Raw genomic sequence first — 17,683 nt, 5'->3', positions numbered from 1 at the left:
TTAGTCTATTATCGATTATTGATTATCGATTGATTCGGGTTGAATAATCAAATGAGTGGGAGCATGGGTGCGGATAAAATCGGTCATCAGATCCCGTTCTTCAATAGTAGGAGTAGCCAAACAGCCAGCGGTTCCGGTTTCTTCATTATCCTTAAAAACGGAAGGATCATAATGAACCCCAAACCCACCGCGATCGGTTTCAAAGGTGGGAGTTACTGCTGACCAAACCCCGCCAAATTCGCCGCCAGCATATTCTACGGAACCTGGTATATCAAAAGTATAAACCCCAAAAGGAATGGGTGTTTGAGAGCCAGGCTGGTCTGATGGTGTTTGCTGACCGATACGACCAGAGATACAGCGGACTGTATTAACTAACCATCCCCCAGCATCAAATAACTCGGTGTGATAGACCTTGAGACCACCGGCGATGGTCTGTTGTGTTTGAGTGGCGACAATTTTCGGTCCGGGAATAGTATTAGCGAGATGATCATCAGTTTCAGTTGTGGGGTTATGAACAGTTAAAAACTCTCGCGACACCCAGCGATCGCCACCAATAGGAACCCAAGTCAACCCCCCTTGAGGAACAGGAGTTCCGATCACTTCGACAACAGTTCCGGGTTCAACAGTATCAATAACGGGACCATAGGGACTAGAGCGGACATTGAGGACATCACCACTGGTAGTAACGATCGCTTGCTGTATCATAATTTCGAGTTGTTTGGGTGTAGACTGGTGTTGATTATCAGGGCGATCGCCAAGATCATAAACACAGAAAGCGATCGCCGTGGCAAGTTATGATGGAGTTTGTTGCAACTCTGGTCTTTCTTCCGCCACAATAGCCCCTTCTACCGGACAGACCTGTAGACAAATCCCGCAATCAATACAAGTATCGAAATCAATCCAATACCAATCAGTCCCCTTAGTATTCTTACCAGGACCGGGATGGATACAAGCCACCGGACAAGCGCCAACACAATCAGCGACCCCTTCGCAGACATCAGTAACAATAGTATGAGCCATAATAAATTCCCCTTTGATAACGCACTGACAAACTAGCCGTTTATACCTAGTCTCAGCCTAACTCAAAAACCGATATCATCATCATCAAAATCATCACCAAAACCCTCCGACACATTTGGCGGTTGAGTAGGGATAGAAGCAAGAATCGCATCAATCACCCGACCCACGGGCAAAATTTGCATTCCCAAATCCTCTGGTTTTTGTCCCTTGGGTACAATAGCGCGTTTAAAACCCAACTTAGCCGCCTCCCGCAATCTTAACTCTAATTGTGAAACCGGGCGCACCTGTCCGCCTAATCCGACTTCCCCGATTAAAATGGTGCGAGGATCAACAAGGCGATCGCGGAAACTAGCGACAATGGCGATCGCCACCCCCAAATCCGCCGCCGGTTCATCCACCTTTAACCCTCCCACAGAAGCCACAATCGCATCTAACTTAGAAAGAGGGATACCAACGCGCTTTTCCAGAACCGCCAAAATCTGCATCAAACGGCTACTATCAACCCCCGTAGTCGTCCGTCGCGCCGACCCATAACTAGCAGGACTCACCAAAGCCTGGATCTCGACCACAATAGGTCTAGTTCCCTCCATAGAGACAATAGTGGCAGTTCCCGGCGAGCAATCATCGCGATTTCCCAAAAACAATTCCGACGGGTTAGAAACCTCTTGTAAGCCGTGGGAAACCATCTCAAACACGCCAATTTCATGGGTAGCGCCAAATCGATTTTTCATCGATCGCAATAGACGGTGAGACGCAAAGCGATCGCCCTCAAAATACAATACCGTATCAACCAAATGTTCCAAAACCCTCGGACCCGCCAGGCTGCCATCCTTAGTCACATGACCCACAATCAACAAAGTAATATTTTCCCGCTTCGCCACCTGCATCAAAGCCGAGGTACATTCCCGCACCTGAGCCACAGAACCCGGAGCCGATGTTAGACTAGCAAAATAAACAGTTTGAATACTATCGATGATCGCCAGGGTGGGTTTCAGAGATTCCAACTCCCGCAGGATGACCTCTAAATCCGTCTCTGGGAGCAAAAATAAATCCTGCTCTTCCTCACTATTCTGGCTATTCTGGCTATTTTGACCATTTTCCGACTCTGGGGATAATTCCGGTGGCGACTCAGCCGAAGATAAATTACCATTTCCTGTAGCGAGGGATGTCTGGTCAAGGCGTTGGTTTCGTAACTGTTGGGTAAACGGGTCAACATTAGTAACTTCCACAGCATCTGAACTATGGTGGTTATTTACTTGTGCATGATTGTCAGTCTGTAAGTCATCATCACCATCACCATCATCATCAGCCACATTAGCCACTGATTGAGCATTCCATAAACGCTGCGATCGCAATTTTACCTGTTGTCCAGATTCTTCCGCCGACACATACAGCACCATGGCATGATGGGATAAACTATTAGCCACCTGTAGCAGTAAAGTAGACTTACCAATACCAGGTTCACCGCCAATCAACACCAACGACCCCGGAACAATGCCACCCCCCAACACCCGATCCAACTCTCCATATCCAGAAGGGATGCGCGATTGAGTCTGATCAGAAATCTGGGACAGCCTAAATGATAACCTCGGTTGTCCCAGGTTCGGCTTATGTTCCCCATCCTCAGTTAAGCCAGATCCCAACTCGCTCCAGCTAAACCGCTGTAGAGACGGCGTAGGCGATGGTTCAACCACCTGTTCTACAAGAGAATTCCAGGCTTGACAATTGGAACAGCGACCAAAGTATTGGGAGAACTCGGCCCCGCATTCACGACAAACATATAATGTTCGAGGCTTGGGCATTGTTTAAAATAGTGGCTGTACAATGCTTATTGTATATGCAAACAATGGGATCAACACGCGCTATATCCGACCCGCACAATAGAGGCGATCGCACCTACAGTTAAACTATATGAAACCAAGTCTAGTCTTATAGAGGGAGTATTGAGGTCAATTGGAAAACCATAAGGAAAGAATTTTAGTTGTCGATGACGAGGCCAGTATCCGCCGGATTTTGGAAACTCGCCTTTCCATGATCGGTTACGATGTAGTAACTGCCGCCGACGGGGAGGAGGCTTTAGAAACCTTCCGCCTGACAGAACCTGACCTCGTGGTTTTGGATGTGATGATGCCTAAACTAGATGGCTACGGAGTTTGTCAGGAATTAAGGAAGGAGTCTGACATCCCCATTATTATGCTCACCGCCTTGGGGGATGTCGCCGATCGCATCACCGGGTTAGAATTAGGCGCTGATGATTATGTCGTCAAACCCTTTTCACCCAAGGAACTAGAGGCCCGTATCCGTTCCGTCCTGCGCCGCATTGATAAAAATGGCGCTTCTGGAATTCCCAGTTCTGGAGTTATCCAAATTGCCAGTATTAGGATTGACACCAACAAGCGACAGGTTTACAAAGGTGATGAACGCATCCGCTTAACCGGGATGGAGTTTAGCCTATTGGAACTCTTGGTCAGTCGGTCAGGAGAACCCTTTTCCCGATCCGAAATTCTCCAGGAAGTTTGGGGATATACTCCCGAACGCCATGTTGATACTCGCGTCGTCGATGTGCATATTTCCCGGCTCAGAGCTAAGTTAGAAGATGATCCTAGCAACCCAGAACTGATTTTGACCGCTCGCGGTACTGGCTATTTATTCCAGCGCATTATTGATCCTTCAGAAGTGGGTTGATCGGATCTCAGTTGTCCTTTAGAGCTTCTCATAAATGGCTCAAATAAATTCTAACCGAGTTCTGCGACTTTTGCCCCTGGTGGTGGGGGGTTTAGGGGGGGTGCTATTGCTCGTCAATCGTTTAGAAACCCCCCAGATTTTGGACTCTCAAGCCCGCTCGGATGCCTTGGGAGTCATATTAAGCGCTTTGTTGATTTTGACCGGCTTACTGTGGCAGCAAATTCAACCTATCCCACCGGAGGCTGTGGAGTTGGAGGGTCGCCAAGGTTTTGAACTCAAGCCGGATTTGCCCGATCCGGTCAAAACTGAACTGGCTTGGGCCTCTCTGATGCTGTTAACTAATACTGTCACCCGATCGCTTTTGGTGGTTTGGGATGCTCAGGTGTTACTCCGACGCGGCGTTTTGGGGGTTAATTCTCAGGTGCAACCCGGACCTATTGTTAAACGGGTTCTCGATACCCACAAACCGGTTTACTTGGTCAATTTGGCCTTGTATCCCGGAAGGGTCGAGTTTGACTATTTACCTCCTAACACTCAGGGTGTCATCTGCCAACCTATGGGCGATCGCGGTGTCTTGATTTTGGGGGCGAATACTCCCCGCAGCTATACCAAACAAGATGAAGTTTGGATTGAGGGAATTGCGGATAAATTGGCTGATACTTTGGATCGCTTTGGTGGGTCCGATGCCACCAAAATTACAACTTAGAAATGGGGTAGACAATGTTATTTTTATACTGGGTATTGGTGCTGGTAATGCTCCTGGGGGTCATCGGAGCCGTCGTTCCGGGGCTGCCTGGGTCGGGTCTGATTGTTACCGCTATTTTGATTTGGGCTATCTTTGCTGGTTTTTCCGGTATGGGCTGGCCTATTGGTGTGGCGATCGCTGTCCTGCTTTTAAGTGTCGGTGTTGAATTCCTCAGTGCTTATCTGGGTGCTAAAAAAGCTGGCGCTAGTAAATGGGGACAAATTGGCGCAATCATTGGCTTATTATTGGGGTTCTTTGGTCTCTTACCAGCTTTGCCTTTTGGCGGACCCTTATTAGGGCTGTTAATCGGTCCTTTGGTGGGCGCTTTTGTCGGAGAATTTCTCTATCGTCGGGATTTAGTCTTAGGTCTGCGGGTGCGCTCCGCAGTTAAGGCGGCGATCGGGATTTTTGTCGGGACCGTCCTCGGTAATTTACTTCAAGGGGTTTTAGCTTTCGCCTCCGTAATAGTTTTCCTGACCAGCACCTGGCCCTATTGAAAAAGAAGACGTAGTTAGCGATCGCTTTATAGATTCAGGGGTGAATATCTATGGACCTTGTGTTTGAGTCCACTGATGAGTTTAATCAGGACTTAGCTAAATTTACCCAGGAAGAACAATTAATTATCCTCAAGGAACTTGAACATTGGCTTCCCTTATTATTAACTAACTCTAGTCTGCGGAGTAGACGACTTCATCAGTTTTGTCAATTTCATCTCAAAGATAACTACCGTTCTTCCCTATACTCATTTATTGTTAACTACTACCTGCGCGTAATTCTCACCATTGACGAAGACCCCCTATTTAATCGCCTGTCAATCACCCTATTTAAAGCCATAGAAAGCCGTCATGCTGCTACAGCTTATCGACAGGTCGGCAACTCCATCTATGAAAAAATAATTGACCATAAGGATAGTTATTGATGTTATCACCATTTCCCCCATTAATTGACGAGCGCGGTATTATTCGCCAAGCTATGGCAGTTTTTTCCGAACCTCAGCAACTGAAATTTTTGGCGGCGATCGCCGAGTTACAAAATCCCCAATCCTATCAAAATCAATACTTTCCCATTAGTCGCCTCAAACGATTAAAGGGAACTCAAGCTCATATTTATACCGTAGATATTGACCCTACCTCAAAATGGATGTTTTACATTGAATATCAAAATGGTAATATCTATTTGAGGGAACTTTATAAACCTACCAATAATCACGCCAAAACCAGCTTAGATATTATTGCAGAAGTTAATGATTTCTGACATCTAATCATCAGCCGAGACCAGCCGAGACTGGTCTCTACAGTAGCCTTTTAGGAATTATGATAACTAACTTGTTGGCGTTGCAGATGATACATATGGTTAAAGAGTTGCCAACAATATTCCTGAGTTAAACCACAGGTAACAGCACCCCGTAAAACCACATTAAAATACCAATCATTCGGGGCTAATTCTTGGGCGAGTTTATTAATTACCATATAAGTCCGCACATTTTGATAATCCTTACCCAGAGAATGTACCTCAATCATTTCTGGGCGATATCCGCCAATATGAACCTGTTTATCCGGGTCAATTCTTACTTCTTCCCGTTCATCAAGGCGATCGCTTAAACGCCAAGGAAGTCGATATAACACCCCTTCCACAGAAGAATTAGCATCTTTAACTATATCCAAAGCCCCACAATTGCGCCGCCGGGAATGCCGATAAAACCCCAACCGATAACCCTGTAGAGTAGCAGGTCCGATCACATAGGAATGAGTAGGTTCACTTAGAGTCCGCTGCAAATCCACCGGACACATACAAGAACCGTAGGCGAAATAATAAAAACTCGGTTCAGCATGAGAAGTTGAGATGAATTTTTCGTCCCACTGAATGGGATCTATAGATTGAATCGTATCTGTGTCAGAGTTCAATGTTACTTCCTCCTGTCCTAGGTGACACCCCCATATTTTAGCAAAATGCACCCAAGTTCATGTATCACAAATAACTATTTTTCAGCCGCCATATACTAGATCATAGTGATTTTGCTATATCCTTAATACTGTAGTTAATTATTCCCAGGAGCTAAAACTATGCAGGAGATTGAGGAAAAGAGTTCCCGGAGTGAATTGCGGGCAATTGTCAGGGAACAATTGCGACTGTTATTAGAAGAGCGCAACTGGGAAGGTGCTAAAACTCTATTATTGCCAGTGCAGCCTGTCGATATTGCTGAAGCCATAGATGGGTTGCCCAAAGCCATGCAATTGACTGCTTTTCGTTTACTTTCTAAAGCAGAAGCCGTAGAAGTTTATGAACACCTTTCTACAGATATTCAACAGTCTTTAATTGAGGAGTTTAGAGATTCCGAATTATTAGAGATTGTCAATAGTATGGCTCCCGACGATCGCGCCGGTTTATTTGATGAATTACCCCCTCGGTTAGTGCGGCGGGTTCTCGCCCAACTTTCACCCGAAGAACGTCAAGCCACCTCTCAGTTATTAGGTTATCAGGCGGGAACAGCCGGCCGTCTCATGACCCCTGAATATATCGCTTTGAGGTACAATTTAACCATTAAAGAGGCATCCGATCGCATTAGACAATTAGCACGCGATCGTGAAGTGAGTTATTATGTCTATGTAGTTGATGAACAACGGCGGTTAATGGGAGTCGCTTCTCTGCGGGATTTATTATTAGCTGACCTTGAGCAATTCCTAGGTGATATCATTAATCCCGATGTGGTTTTTGCCCAAACAGATACAGACCAGGAAGAAGTCGCCCGTTCCATTCAACGTTATGATTTAGTTGCTTTACCTGTGGTCGATCGCGATCATACCTTAGTCGGAGTCGTAACCGTAGATGATGCGATCGATATTTTGCAAAAGGAAGCCACCGAAGATATTTATATTATGGGTGCCGTCAGGTCCGAGGGGGAAAGCTATTTTCAATCCAATTTAGCCACCATTACCCGTAAACGTATCCCCTGGCTATTTATTTTGTTAATCACCAACACCCTAACTATTTTTGTGATGAGCAATTTTGAAGCCGTCCTTGATGAAGTCGTCGCCTTAGCCTTTTTTACCCCTCTGTTAATTGATGCTGGCGGTAATGTCGGTGCCCAGTCTTCAACCGTCGTCATTCGCGGGTTAAGTACCGAAGAATTGAAATATAAAAAACCCCTTTGGGTGATTATGCGCGAGTCCATGACTGGCGGACTTTTGGGCATTTTATTAGGGGTAGTAGTAATTGGGATGGTGTTTGTCTTTTTAGGACAAGTTGAAATCGGTTTAACCGTGGGGATTAGTTTACTGTGTATTACTATTATTGCCGCCACCGCCGGGGCGGGATTACCCTTTCTGTTTCATTCCTTTGGGTTAGATCCCGCCTTGATGTCCTCTCCTTTTATTACTACCATTGTCGATATTTTGGGGATCTGGATTTATTTAAGTACCGCCAAATTACTCCTCGGTCTTTAGGTCATCCAAAAATCGCCAAACTTCCTGTAAAAGTGCATCCAAACCAATGCGGGCTACAGCCGAAATTAGGAAGACTTTAACCCCGGCGATCGCCTCAAGTTGAGATGCGATCGCCTTAGTTCTTTCCTCCGAGTCGCCCGCCGCATCAATTTTATTAATAGCCAGAATTTGCCGCCGCCTTTCCAAACCCCGCCCATAGGCATTTAACTCCTGTTGAATAATTTGATAATTAGCGATCGGGTCAGTATCGGTAATATCAATCATGTGTAGGACAATGCGGGTTCTTTCGATATGGCGCAGAAACTCATGGCCCAGTCCAGTGCCTCGGTGTGCCCCTTCAATCAATCCCGGAATATCCGCAAATACCGTCCCATCTCCCGTTGGTTTACGCACTACTCCCAGGTTAGGAATTAACGTAGTAAAAGGATAATCCGCCACCTTGGGACGAGCTGAAGATAGTGCCGAAATCAGAGTTGATTTTCCCGCATTCGGTAAACCAATAATCCCCACTTCTGCCAACAACTTTAACTCTAGTCGTAGTCGCCGACTTTCTCCTGGTAGTCCCGGTAAAGCATAATCAGGGGCGCGGTTTTGGTTACTGAGAAAATGAGTATTTCCCAAACCGCCTTTACCCCCAGCCGCCACGCAAAATTGCTGATTAGGGGTGACTAAATCCACCATCACCTCTGAGGTATTCGCATCATAGACCACGGTACCACAGGGGACTTCGATAATGCGATCGCTTCCCGATGCCCCCGTTTGATTTTTCGGTCCTCCTCGTTTGCCATCATCAGCCTTAAAGCGACGGTTATACTGGAAGTCCAGGAGAGTTTGCAGGTCTTCCACAGCTTTGAGGATCACAGAACCCCCTCGGCCCCCATTGCCTCCCGCCGGACCCCCAGCCGGAACGTATTTTTCCCGGCGAAAGGCAACTATGCCATCTCCCCCTTTTCCCGCCTCTACTTCAATTTCAGTGCGATCAATAAACTGCATCGATTTAAATCAGCCCATTTTTAAGGCCGTTGAAGGTAATAATAAGTCGCCATAGGTGCGACTGTGGCAATTACTAGGACTACCACAACTAAGATCGTCGCACTTTTGTCGTCCGTTTCTTCAGCGGATTTAAATGTACTGGCCACTTGCAGATTTTCCTGGAGTTTAGGCGCGCCCGGATCTCCTTGTCCTGAAAGGACTTTGACTATACGATCTGTCGCCGCCAGGAAGGCTTCATTATACTTCTCACCTTCTCGCAGGGGAATCTGTAGGGTTTCGTTGGCTACACTATCAGCGATCGCACCACTTAGCAACGGTTTTACATTGTCTCCCGTATGGATGGCGCTATTATTGGTTTGGGTATCCACCATCAACAGAGTTTGATTAGCCGCCTCTTCTGCGGTGGGAAACCATTTCTCAAACAACTGATCAGTAAAACTTTGGGCTGTTTCTCCGTAGTCCAGGCGGCGGATCGTCACTAACCGCACCTCATACCCTGTCTGGTCCGCTAGTTTCTCCAGGCTTTGGTTAATTCTGCCTTCCGTAGCGCGACTGAGAATGTCCTCATCATCAATAATCCAAGTGCGATCGCCAGTTTTCAAGTCTGGCATTTGATAAACTCCTGTAGCCATAGCTGGCGCAGTGGACAATAGCAAGACCATGACTATTGCTATCATTCCCGCCAACAAATGCCACCATTTTGACATCACGTTAAGCTGTTGATTCATGCTGCCATAGTAATTTCTGTATCATTAGACCCCACTTTATCGCAAATTTTGCATTAGCGATCGCTATACTTTCACATTAGTTAATCTTACCTATAACCCCTCATCGTCACCACATGATCACCCCGAAACCACCCTCCAACTCTCAGATTTCAGATCGAGCCGTCAGTGAACCCTTCCGTATATATTGTTTAAAGACAGGACATAAAGCGAAGGCCATTGTACCATTTTCGATAGTTTTTAGCAAGCATCGTCTCTGCAAAGATTGTAAACCTTTGATGATCTCGGTGGAGGATAGGGATAATTTTTCGTTTAACTGCGATCGCGACAGGGGACGGTCAACTTGGCTTAACTCTAAGGCGATCGCTTTTTCCCTGGAAGATAATCGCTCGAAAACTTCTCCTAATTGACTACTCATTAATTCCGTGATTACCGGGGTTTCTTCTGCCAAAAACTCCGAGACTTTACCGCAAAACATATTCCTAATTAAATAGCAAATATCTTCCAAATAGACTGGATTTCCTTCGTATATTTCGATTAAATTTGACCAGCTTTCTCGGTCTGATAATTGCAGACTCTCTAAAATGTCTACACTATTTAAGCCGGATAAAGTTAAGGATTTGATAGGATATAGGTCATTATTGAGGGATAATCACATTTCTTGGGATTGTTCTTGGCTGATTACAATAATGCTGCTTTTATGTTCAATTTGTGTGATCGTTCTCAAAAATTGGCTATAGTTTTTATATTGGGTTTGGTATTGTCCCGCCAACTTGCCGCTGATAAATAGTTCTTGTAAATCATCGAATATCAGCAAACATTTTTGTTGCATTAACAGATTAATCAGGTCATGGATTTGATAATCTTTGGGGCTGGATTCCTTATTGAATTTGGTTAAAATATCATTGCCAATAGTGGTTAAATGTGGTGATAGTTTTAGATTTTTCCAACTCACCACCTCAAAACTATCTTTATGGCGATCGACTAATTTTTTGACTAGGGTGCTTTTGCCAATTCCCGCTATTCCCACCACTGAGATTAAGGGTATACTTTCATCAATTAACCAACGGGATAGGGTATCTATTTCGTCATTGCGATCGCAAAATTTCCAGATTTTAGGTGCCATGGTTAAATCATGGCATATTTTTTGGGGCGGCGGTAGTTGGGGAGTAGCGATCGCTTGTTCTTCCTGTTCAGAATTGCCATTCGGATAATAAGGACACCAGGTCACATTATTGTTATTAAAGCTAAATATTTGCGAATTTATTGCCCTTTCCAGAGTCCAACAAAAATTGGATTTTTTAATATCCTCATTAAGCTGTTGAGATAAAATTTTAAATAATTTCCGGCTAACATCTCCGATATAGTTTTCATTGTAGCCATTCCCGATATCTTCCACGATATCCTTGTACGTCTTCCCTGTCAACAGTCCTTGAATGATCGACTTTTGTAGGTCGTCTAGGTGTTCTCCCGTCTGTTGTGCTACCAACCGATCCGCAAATTGTAACAATTCTGTTATATCCATCAACTGCTGCTTGGTAAGGGTTTCAGCCATTATAACTTAGTTCTGAATCAGAAAATCAAGTTTTTTCTGGCATTCCCCTAACATTTTGTCACAAAATTGACCAGAAAATCTGTTTTTTTCAGGTTGCAGGGGTCAGGCGATCGGATATAGACTGGGGAAAGAATGATAGCAGTACACTACTGAGACGAGACAGGCTCAACCAGTCACAGCCTTAGCAGCAAAAGGTTTTACTGAATCAAAAAATGGCAATTCAGGAGATGGATCTATGGCTATTGATAAAGATCTTTTTTCAGTAAACAATTTTCAGTCAACAATTAGAGGATATTGTAACCGAATTGGTTGGGGTATTGCAGAACTTAATTCCAACAAAGCTGTCCTGAGATTTGGTATGGATTCAGGAACAACTCAAACGGTTTTTATTATCAGATATGAAACAACTTTAGAGTTTTCTTGCCCCACTGGCTTGAAGTTTTCTAGCTTTGATGCAATTCCTCATCAGCTTTCTTCGTATATGCTTAAAGAAAATAGCAAATATAAGATTGGATTTTGGTGCATTGAAGAATTAAGCAATCGTCAAGTTTTTTCAATTATGCATAATGCTGAAATGAGTCTAATAGACATCAACTATTTTCTCAGTATTGTTAAAACTTTAGTGCAAAAATGTGAGAATTTAGAACAGGCAGCAGAGCAAGGTTTAAGAGGTATATGAATACCAACCTCACCCTACTACTGTACTATGGTGCGTCAGTATCAATCATCGGGTTATCAGCCAGGTTGACCGCTTCTGATACTCCCTATGGTGCGTCAGTATCAATCATCGGGTTATCAGCCAGGTTGACCGCTTCTGACGCACCCTACTTCTGCTATGATTGGGGTGGCTTTTCCGTGGTATTGATATGGGATCTGTGGTTTCTGGTTCACGAGCAACTATTAAATACTTGAAAGAACCTACCTCAATGGCTTGGGTTCAACAGGCGATCGCTAATTTGGATATTATCCTACTTGACCACTCCCACTGTGAACGTAAGGCGGCGGGAGTAGCCTTGAATTTGATGTTTCGTTATCCCTCTAGTACCCAATTGGTGCGAATGTTAACAGCGATCGCTCAAGAAGAATTACAGCATTTTGAACAGGTCAATCAGTGGCTGGAAAAACGACACATTCCCATGCGATCGCTTCCCTCTCCCCCCTATGGCGCAGGTTTGAATCGCCATGTCCGCCGAGAAGAACCACACAGAATGCTTGATTTATTATTGGTTTCTGGATTGATAGAAGCCCGCAGCCATGAACGTTTAGGCTTATTATCCCAATATTGTCCTGAGTTGGAATTGGCTAAGTTTTATCGCAGTTTGATGGCTTCCGAAGCCCGTCACTATGGTATTTATTGGGTGTTAGCAACTACTTATTTTGAACAGGAAACCGTTAGCCAAAGACTAGAGGAATTGGCTACTATTGAAAGTCAACTCCTTTCCACACTGCACCCGGAACCCCGGATTCATAGTTAGTCTCTGCCAAAAACTCCGATTTCTTAACTGATTATATCACCGAATTAACGGTTATGAGAAAAGTATATAAAGATTTTATAATTCGTTCCTGGGAATCAGGCGATCGCCAAGTTGTTCAAGACTTAATCGCCTCCGTCTTAGCTGAATATCGTTTAACTTGTGAACCGGAAGGCGCTGATGTGGATGTCTGGGAAGTCGAAAAGTATTATCTTAATAAGAATGGGGAATTTTGGGTAGTAGAACAACATCAAAACCTAGTCGGAACTGCTGCTTATTATCCCATTAATCGTGGTACAAATGCCGTGGAAGTTCGCAAAATGTATTTACAGCCACAGGTCCGAGGTCTAGGATTAGGCAAATATTTATTAACCCAATTAGAACAACAAATTCACACACGAGGATTTCAGGAGATTTGGATTGAAACTGCAACGGTTTTAACGGAAGCCGTGAAACTCTATGAAAATCATGGCTATCAACCGACAACGGGAGTAGAAACCCGACGATGCGATCGCATTTACAAAAAAACTTTGCCTTAGTATAGAGACCTATACCAACCCGGCGGCGGTTCTGAATGCCACACTCAGCCTTTCCGGTAGAGTCGGGAGCTTTCCCGCCGCCAAAGCTAAAAATTGGTCAATTAGCGGAACATACTACTAACGGAACTATCTTCGTGAATGCGCCAAATAGTTTCACCAAGTAAATTAGCAACCGATAACACAGTCAGCTGATCAAAAGTTTTATCCGGGGAAGCGGGGATAGTGTTAGTCACAATCACTTCCTCCAAAACCCCCGTAGACAGACGTTCAATAGCTGGGTGAGAAAACACCGCATGGGTAGCACAGGCATAAACCTGCCTAGCACCCTCTTCCCGGAGGAGGCGAGCGCCTTCGCTAATAGTCCCGGCTGTGTCAATCATATCATCAACCAAAACCGCTGTTTTACCTCTAACATCACCAATGACATTGAGAACCTCTGCCACATTATGAGACTGACGGCGCTTATCAATAATCGCCAGGGGTGCATCATTGAGTTTTTTAGCAAAAGCTCTAGCACGAGCGACACCTCCGACATCTGGAGATACTACGACAATATCAGATAGTCGTTTACTAGCTAGGTAGTTTAAAATAACAGGTGAACCATAAACATGGTCGAAGGGAATATCAAAATATCCTTGAATTTGTGCCGAATGCAAGTCCATGGCTAAAATCCGACTAGCACCAGCTTCGGTGATTAAATTAGCGGTCAGTTTGGCTGTAATCGATTCACGGCCGGCGGTTTTGCGGTCTGCCCTAGCATAGCCATAATAGGGTATTACCGCCGTAATTTGCCTAGCAGAGGCTCGACGACAAGCATCAATCATAATTAGGAGTTCCATCAGATTATCATTGACTGGATGACAACAGGGTTGAATTAGGTAGACATCACAGCCTCGAATGGACTCCTGAATTTGGATGTAAAGTTCTCCGTCCGCAAACTGCTTGCGAACCATTGGCCCCAAATCAATGCCCAGATAGCGACTCACTTCGGTAGCTAAACCTGTATTGGCAGAACCTGAAAACAATCTTAGTCGATTGTGGTCGGTCATTAGTGCCTCAGAATGAGGAAGGGGTAGAGTGGCAGAACGGATCACGGCATTTCCTCGCAGTTCATTCCTAGCAATTTTATCATTATTTAGTAGCCCAGGAAACAGTTAAATTGGCTATCATTCAGGGGTAACTCTCCTTATCAAAGGATGGGAACAGGTGGCGACGGTTGTTGATGATATGCTCAACCAAGTTGGGGCGAGGTTGGCTCAACATACAGGTTATGGGTAAGTTGATCAGACCAGACTAGACCAATAATGCAAGGACGGAAAGGGAAGGCTCACGGAAACATGGTTAAAAATGTTGTTAAACACCAATTAGGGGGCATAATCAAGACTTTTTGAGGGCCTGGCCTTGATGTATCTGTTAATTTGTAACTCATGACAAGTATGAATTCTATGCAATCGGCTATTCCACTAGGGACTGTTTTACAAAATCGCTACCGCTTGATCAGGGTTTTGGGTCAAGGTGGGTTTGGCTTAACTTATCTGGCTGAAGATCTCGGTCGCTTTAATGAGTATTGCGCGTTAAAAGAATTTACCCCGGTGCAAATGGGGACCTATGCTTGGGAAAAGTCTAAAGAACTATTTAGGCGGGAAGCTCAGGTGCTTTACCAAATCCAACACCCGCAAATTCCTAAGTTTGGGGCGGTTTTTGAGGAAAATCAGCGCTTGTTTTTGGTTCAAGACTATGTGGAGGGTCAAACCTATTATGCGCTGCTCAAAGACCGGAAAAATGCCCCTGTTGGTCAACCTCGCACTTTTGCTGAGGCTGAGGTGATAACTTTCCTTGAGCAAATGCTACCAGTTTTGGAGCATCTCCATAGCCTCAATATTATTCATCGCGACATTTCCCCGGATAATATTATCCGCCGCGATCGCGATCAGCTTCCGGTTTTGATTGATTTTGGGGTAGTGATTGAACAGGCGACTTATATTCAGTCTCCGGGTCAAACTCAGCCGGTGGGTCAAACTAGGGTGGGAAAATTGGGTTATGCTCCTGCTGAACAAATGCAAACGGGGAAGGTTTCCCCCAGTAGCGATTTGTATGCTTTGGCGGTAACGGCGATTTTTCTGCTGACGGGACGGGAACCTCAAGATTTAATTAACCAACAAAATCTAACCTGGATGTGGGAACCTTGGGCTACTGTGACTCCTCAACTGGCGGCGGTTCTCAATAAAATGTTGAGCCGTAATCCTGGCGATCGCTATCAGTCGGCTAGGGAAGTACAACAGGCTCTCAATAATCTCTCTGGCATTATACCGACTCCCCCCACTACTGACCCGAATTTATCAGGACTCAAAACTCTGGCGGTGGGGTCTCCTGTGTCTATGCGATCGGGGTCTAATCATCAAACTACTCCGGTGATCTCTACCCCTTCCCTTCAGTCTTTCTGGAATAACCCAGTTGCTGTTATTTCGGCGGGAATTGCTGTGGCTATCATCGCGGGTTATGGTTCTTGGAGTTTGGTGAGCTATTTACTAAATTCTACTGGGTCAACTTCAGACCCAGACCCGATTACTACTGTTGAAACGGAACCTAGACCTAGACCTAGACCTAGACCGACACCGACACCGACACCGGAACCGACACCGACACCGGAACCGACACCGACACCGACACCGACACCCACACCGGAACCGGAACCGACACCGGAAGTGTTAACTAGACGCTTAGATGTCACGCCGGGAGATACTACTGTTGTTGAAGGGGCGATCGCCGCCAATCAAATATCTGAATATCTCCTATCGGCTACGGAAGGACAACAGCTTTATCTGTCTGTTACTGGTGATGGTGTGTTACTGACATTGCTGGGACCTGACAACAACCCGGTTAATTCCCGCGCGACTGGGGTATCAATTTGGCAGGGTCCTTTATTTGCTGATGGTGACTATACTATCATCTTGGAAACTCTCCCAGAATTGTCGGAAAGTCAATATACGCTAGAGTTGGAATTGATTAACTCTTTACCTCCTATCATTCCCGAACCACAACCAGAACCACAACCACAACCACAACCACAACCACAACCGCAACCACAACCACAACCGGAGCCGCAACCACAACCGGAGCCGCAACCACAACCGGAGCCGCAACCACAACCGGAACCGGAACCACAACCGGAACCGGAACCACAACCGGAGCCGGAACCACAACCGGAGCCGGAACCACAACCGGAACCGGAACCCAAGCCGGAACCTAAGCCGGAACCCGAACCGGAACCCAAGCCGGAAAACACAGAGAGAAATCTTGATCTGAGTGGGAACCCTAAACCATCGGAAAAACCGCCAACTTTCTTTCCTGAATCAGAGACGGAGGTAGATGGTATGGGGAATAATGAGGTTAAGAATCTCGATAAACTAATTTTGCCATAGTAGTTAATTGTGAAAAATACCCTGCTGATTACTGCAACTGATACGGAAGCCGGAAAAACGGTTTTAACTAGCGCGTTAATTGCCTATTTTCAAAGTTACCAAAGGTCTGTGAGTCTGGGTGTACTCAAACCAATTCAATCGGGAATAGGCGATCGCGAATTGTATCAACGCCTATTTTGGCCGGAACAGTCCCTAGAGGCGATCGCACCGATTTATTTTGATGCACCCCTGGCTCCCCCCTTGGCGGCGGAAAAGGAAAATCGCCAGGTCGAACTCAGTCAGGCTTGGTCAGCTTTGGTCAACCTTCAGCAAGAGCGAGATTTGGTGCTGGTGGAAGCCTTGGGAGGTTTGGGTTCCCCTGTAACTAGGGAATTGACTGTGGCTGATTTGGCGCGGGATTGGGCTTTACCAACGGTTTTGGTGGTTCCTGTGCGACTAGGGGCGATCGCTCAGGCTGTGGCTAATGTGGCCCTGGCTAGACAGGCTAAAGTAAATTTGCGCGGCATTGTCCTTAACTGTCTTCAACCGACAGAACCCCAGGATGTTGAGAATTGGACTCCGGCGGATCTGATTACCTCCCTGACCCAAATTCCGGTTTTGGGTGTGATGCCCTATTTGGACAATCCCACGGACCTGCAACAATTAGCCCAAGTCGCCGCCCAATTAGATTTGGAGGCGATTTTGCCGATCAGATGGGCGGGAAATCCTTGTATATCAGGGGTTTGAGGAAATCTCAAAAAAAGTTTGATTTAGGGGTTGACATTTCCTGAACTATCCCCTACTATTAATAACTGTGCGAGAGAGAGAAGCGACGAAACGCTAAAGCGATCGCAACCAGAGAAAGATTATAGAGCTTTCCTGGTGTCTATGGCTCAGTGGAACCACACCGATCCATCCCGAACTCGGATGTGAAACGCTGAAACGGCGAAGATACTTGGCGGGTAGCTGCCTGGGAAAATAGCAAGATGCCAGGATAATTATGAACTAGGACTTCCCGCCAGTGGTAAACGGTAGGAAGTCCTAGTTTGTTTTGGTGGGGTATGGGAATATGAGCATCTCCCCGATGAGATGATTAGATCGGGGG

The 17,683-nt window shown here is 45.6% G+C and carries 21 protein-coding genes and 1 rRNA gene; 13 read left to right on the top strand and 9 right to left on the bottom strand.

Annotated features, from left to right (window positions below):
* Positions 1–15 precede the first annotated feature (15 nt).
* The 3 genes from P5674_RS02430 to radA form a co-directional block, all read right to left on the bottom strand.
* A complete protein-coding gene (locus P5674_RS02430) occupies positions 16–705 on the bottom strand; it encodes an SH3 domain-containing protein (RefSeq protein WP_006619554.1) in 690 nt (229 codons plus the stop codon).
* Positions 706–792: 87 nt separating this feature from the next.
* Complete coding sequence (locus P5674_RS02425; RefSeq protein WP_006619555.1) at positions 793–1,020, bottom strand: indolepyruvate ferredoxin oxidoreductase subunit alpha; 228 nt, start codon at positions 1,018–1,020, stop codon at positions 793–795.
* 62 nt (positions 1,021–1,082) lie between these two features.
* Positions 1,083–2,822, bottom strand: coding sequence for a DNA repair protein RadA (radA, locus tag P5674_RS02420; protein WP_006619556.1), 1,740 nt, complete (start codon positions 2,820–2,822; stop codon positions 1,083–1,085).
* 151 nt (positions 2,823–2,973) lie between these two features.
* Between radA and rpaB the strand changes: the two genes are divergently transcribed.
* Genes rpaB through P5674_RS02395 form a run of 5 tightly spaced genes read left to right on the top strand, consistent with a single transcriptional unit; the run spans position 2,974 to position 5,704 of the window.
* Positions 2,974–3,705, top strand: a complete 732-nt coding sequence (gene rpaB / locus P5674_RS02415; protein WP_006619557.1) for a response regulator transcription factor RpaB — start codon at positions 2,974–2,976, stop codon at positions 3,703–3,705.
* Positions 3,706–3,739: 34 nt separating this feature from the next.
* Entirely contained in the window at positions 3,740–4,411 is a 672-nt protein-coding gene (locus P5674_RS02410; RefSeq protein WP_006619558.1) for a cofactor assembly of complex C subunit B, read from the top strand.
* A gap of 14 nt (positions 4,412–4,425) precedes the next feature.
* The gene (locus P5674_RS02405) at positions 4,426–4,947 is read left to right on the top strand and encodes a DUF456 domain-containing protein (RefSeq protein WP_006619559.1); all 522 of its coding nucleotides are present in this window, start codon (positions 4,426–4,428) and stop codon (positions 4,945–4,947) included.
* 50 nt (positions 4,948–4,997) lie between these two features.
* Positions 4,998–5,369, top strand: a complete 372-nt coding sequence (locus P5674_RS02400) for a hypothetical protein (RefSeq protein ID WP_006619560.1) — start codon at positions 4,998–5,000, stop codon at positions 5,367–5,369.
* The gene (locus tag P5674_RS02395; protein WP_315669774.1) at positions 5,369–5,704 is read left to right on the top strand and encodes a hypothetical protein; all 336 of its coding nucleotides are present in this window, start codon (positions 5,369–5,371) and stop codon (positions 5,702–5,704) included. The genes P5674_RS02400 and P5674_RS02395 overlap by 1 nt, the downstream gene beginning before the upstream one ends.
* 50 nt (positions 5,705–5,754) lie before the next feature.
* On the opposite strand, the gene P5674_RS02390 is transcribed toward P5674_RS02395, so the two are convergent.
* Entirely contained in the window at positions 5,755–6,354 is a 600-nt protein-coding gene (locus tag P5674_RS02390; protein WP_315669773.1) for a gamma-glutamylcyclotransferase, read from the bottom strand.
* A gap of 159 nt (positions 6,355–6,513) precedes the next feature.
* On the opposite strand from P5674_RS02390, the gene mgtE reads away from it, so the two are divergent.
* Entirely contained in the window at positions 6,514–7,893 is a 1,380-nt protein-coding gene (gene mgtE / locus P5674_RS02385; protein ID WP_152088315.1) for a magnesium transporter, read from the top strand.
* Here the strand turns inward: mgtE and obgE are convergent.
* The 4 genes from obgE to P5674_RS02365 all read right to left on the bottom strand — a co-directional run bounded on the left by obgE (position 7,876) and on the right by P5674_RS02365 (position 11,166).
* Positions 7,876–8,886, bottom strand: coding sequence for a GTPase ObgE (gene obgE / locus P5674_RS02380; RefSeq protein ID WP_006619564.1), 1,011 nt, complete (start codon positions 8,884–8,886; stop codon positions 7,876–7,878). The genes mgtE and obgE overlap by 18 nt on opposite strands.
* Positions 8,887–8,906: 20 nt before the next feature.
* Positions 8,907–9,614: a photosystem II repair protein Psb32 gene (gene psb32, locus P5674_RS02375; protein ID WP_014276297.1), complete on the bottom strand. Its 708-nt coding sequence runs from the start codon at positions 9,612–9,614 to the stop codon at positions 8,907–8,909.
* A gap of 142 nt (positions 9,615–9,756) precedes the next feature.
* A complete protein-coding gene (locus tag P5674_RS02370; RefSeq protein WP_286167355.1) occupies positions 9,757–10,089 on the bottom strand; it encodes a hypothetical protein in 333 nt (110 codons plus the stop codon).
* A 174-nt stretch (positions 10,090–10,263) separates the two neighbouring features.
* Positions 10,264–11,166: an NB-ARC domain-containing protein gene (locus tag P5674_RS02365; RefSeq protein WP_234933347.1), complete on the bottom strand. Its 903-nt coding sequence runs from the start codon at positions 11,164–11,166 to the stop codon at positions 10,264–10,266.
* A gap of 235 nt (positions 11,167–11,401) precedes the next feature.
* Here P5674_RS02365 and P5674_RS02360 point away from each other — a divergent pair, with 235 nt between their 5' ends.
* Genes P5674_RS02360 through P5674_RS02345 form a run of 4 tightly spaced genes read left to right on the top strand, consistent with a single transcriptional unit; the run spans position 11,402 to position 13,177 of the window.
* Complete coding sequence (locus P5674_RS02360; protein WP_006619566.1) at positions 11,402–11,845, top strand: hypothetical protein; 444 nt, start codon at positions 11,402–11,404, stop codon at positions 11,843–11,845.
* Positions 11,842–12,078: a hypothetical protein gene (locus P5674_RS02355; RefSeq protein WP_148261863.1), complete on the top strand. Its 237-nt coding sequence runs from the start codon at positions 11,842–11,844 to the stop codon at positions 12,076–12,078. Before P5674_RS02360 ends, P5674_RS02355 begins: the two co-directional genes overlap by 4 nt.
* Positions 12,033–12,641: a tRNA-(ms[2]io[6]A)-hydroxylase gene (locus P5674_RS02350; RefSeq protein WP_006619567.1), complete on the top strand. Its 609-nt coding sequence runs from the start codon at positions 12,033–12,035 to the stop codon at positions 12,639–12,641. Before P5674_RS02355 ends, P5674_RS02350 begins: the two co-directional genes overlap by 46 nt.
* A gap of 53 nt (positions 12,642–12,694) precedes the next feature.
* On the top strand, positions 12,695–13,177 hold the full coding sequence (locus tag P5674_RS02345; protein WP_315669772.1) for a GNAT family N-acetyltransferase: 483 nt from the start codon (positions 12,695–12,697) through the stop codon (positions 13,175–13,177).
* Positions 13,178–13,278: 101 nt separating this feature from the next.
* Here P5674_RS02345 and P5674_RS02340 read toward each other — a convergent pair whose 3' ends face one another.
* Positions 13,279–14,271, bottom strand: a complete 993-nt coding sequence (locus P5674_RS02340; RefSeq protein WP_043468481.1) for a ribose-phosphate pyrophosphokinase — start codon at positions 14,269–14,271, stop codon at positions 13,279–13,281.
* A 333-nt stretch (positions 14,272–14,604) separates the two neighbouring features.
* On the opposite strand from P5674_RS02340, the gene P5674_RS02335 reads away from it, so the two are divergent.
* From P5674_RS02335 to rrf, 3 genes are all read left to right on the top strand, one after another.
* Entirely contained in the window at positions 14,605–16,599 is a 1,995-nt protein-coding gene (locus P5674_RS02335) for a serine/threonine-protein kinase (RefSeq protein ID WP_148261864.1), read from the top strand.
* A 9-nt stretch (positions 16,600–16,608) separates the two neighbouring features.
* Positions 16,609–17,325, top strand: a complete 717-nt coding sequence (bioD, locus tag P5674_RS02330) for a dethiobiotin synthase (protein ID WP_006617476.1) — start codon at positions 16,609–16,611, stop codon at positions 17,323–17,325.
* A gap of 131 nt (positions 17,326–17,456) precedes the next feature.
* Positions 17,457–17,573 (top strand): 5S ribosomal RNA (gene rrf, locus P5674_RS02325).
* Positions 17,574–17,683 lie beyond the last annotated feature (110 nt).

This window comes from Limnospira sp. PMC 289.06 (assembly GCF_032350395.1).
Lineage (GTDB): Bacteria > Cyanobacteriota > Cyanobacteriia > Cyanobacteriales > Microcoleaceae > Limnospira > Limnospira platensis.
This window is presented reverse-complemented; position numbering and strand designations above follow the sequence as displayed.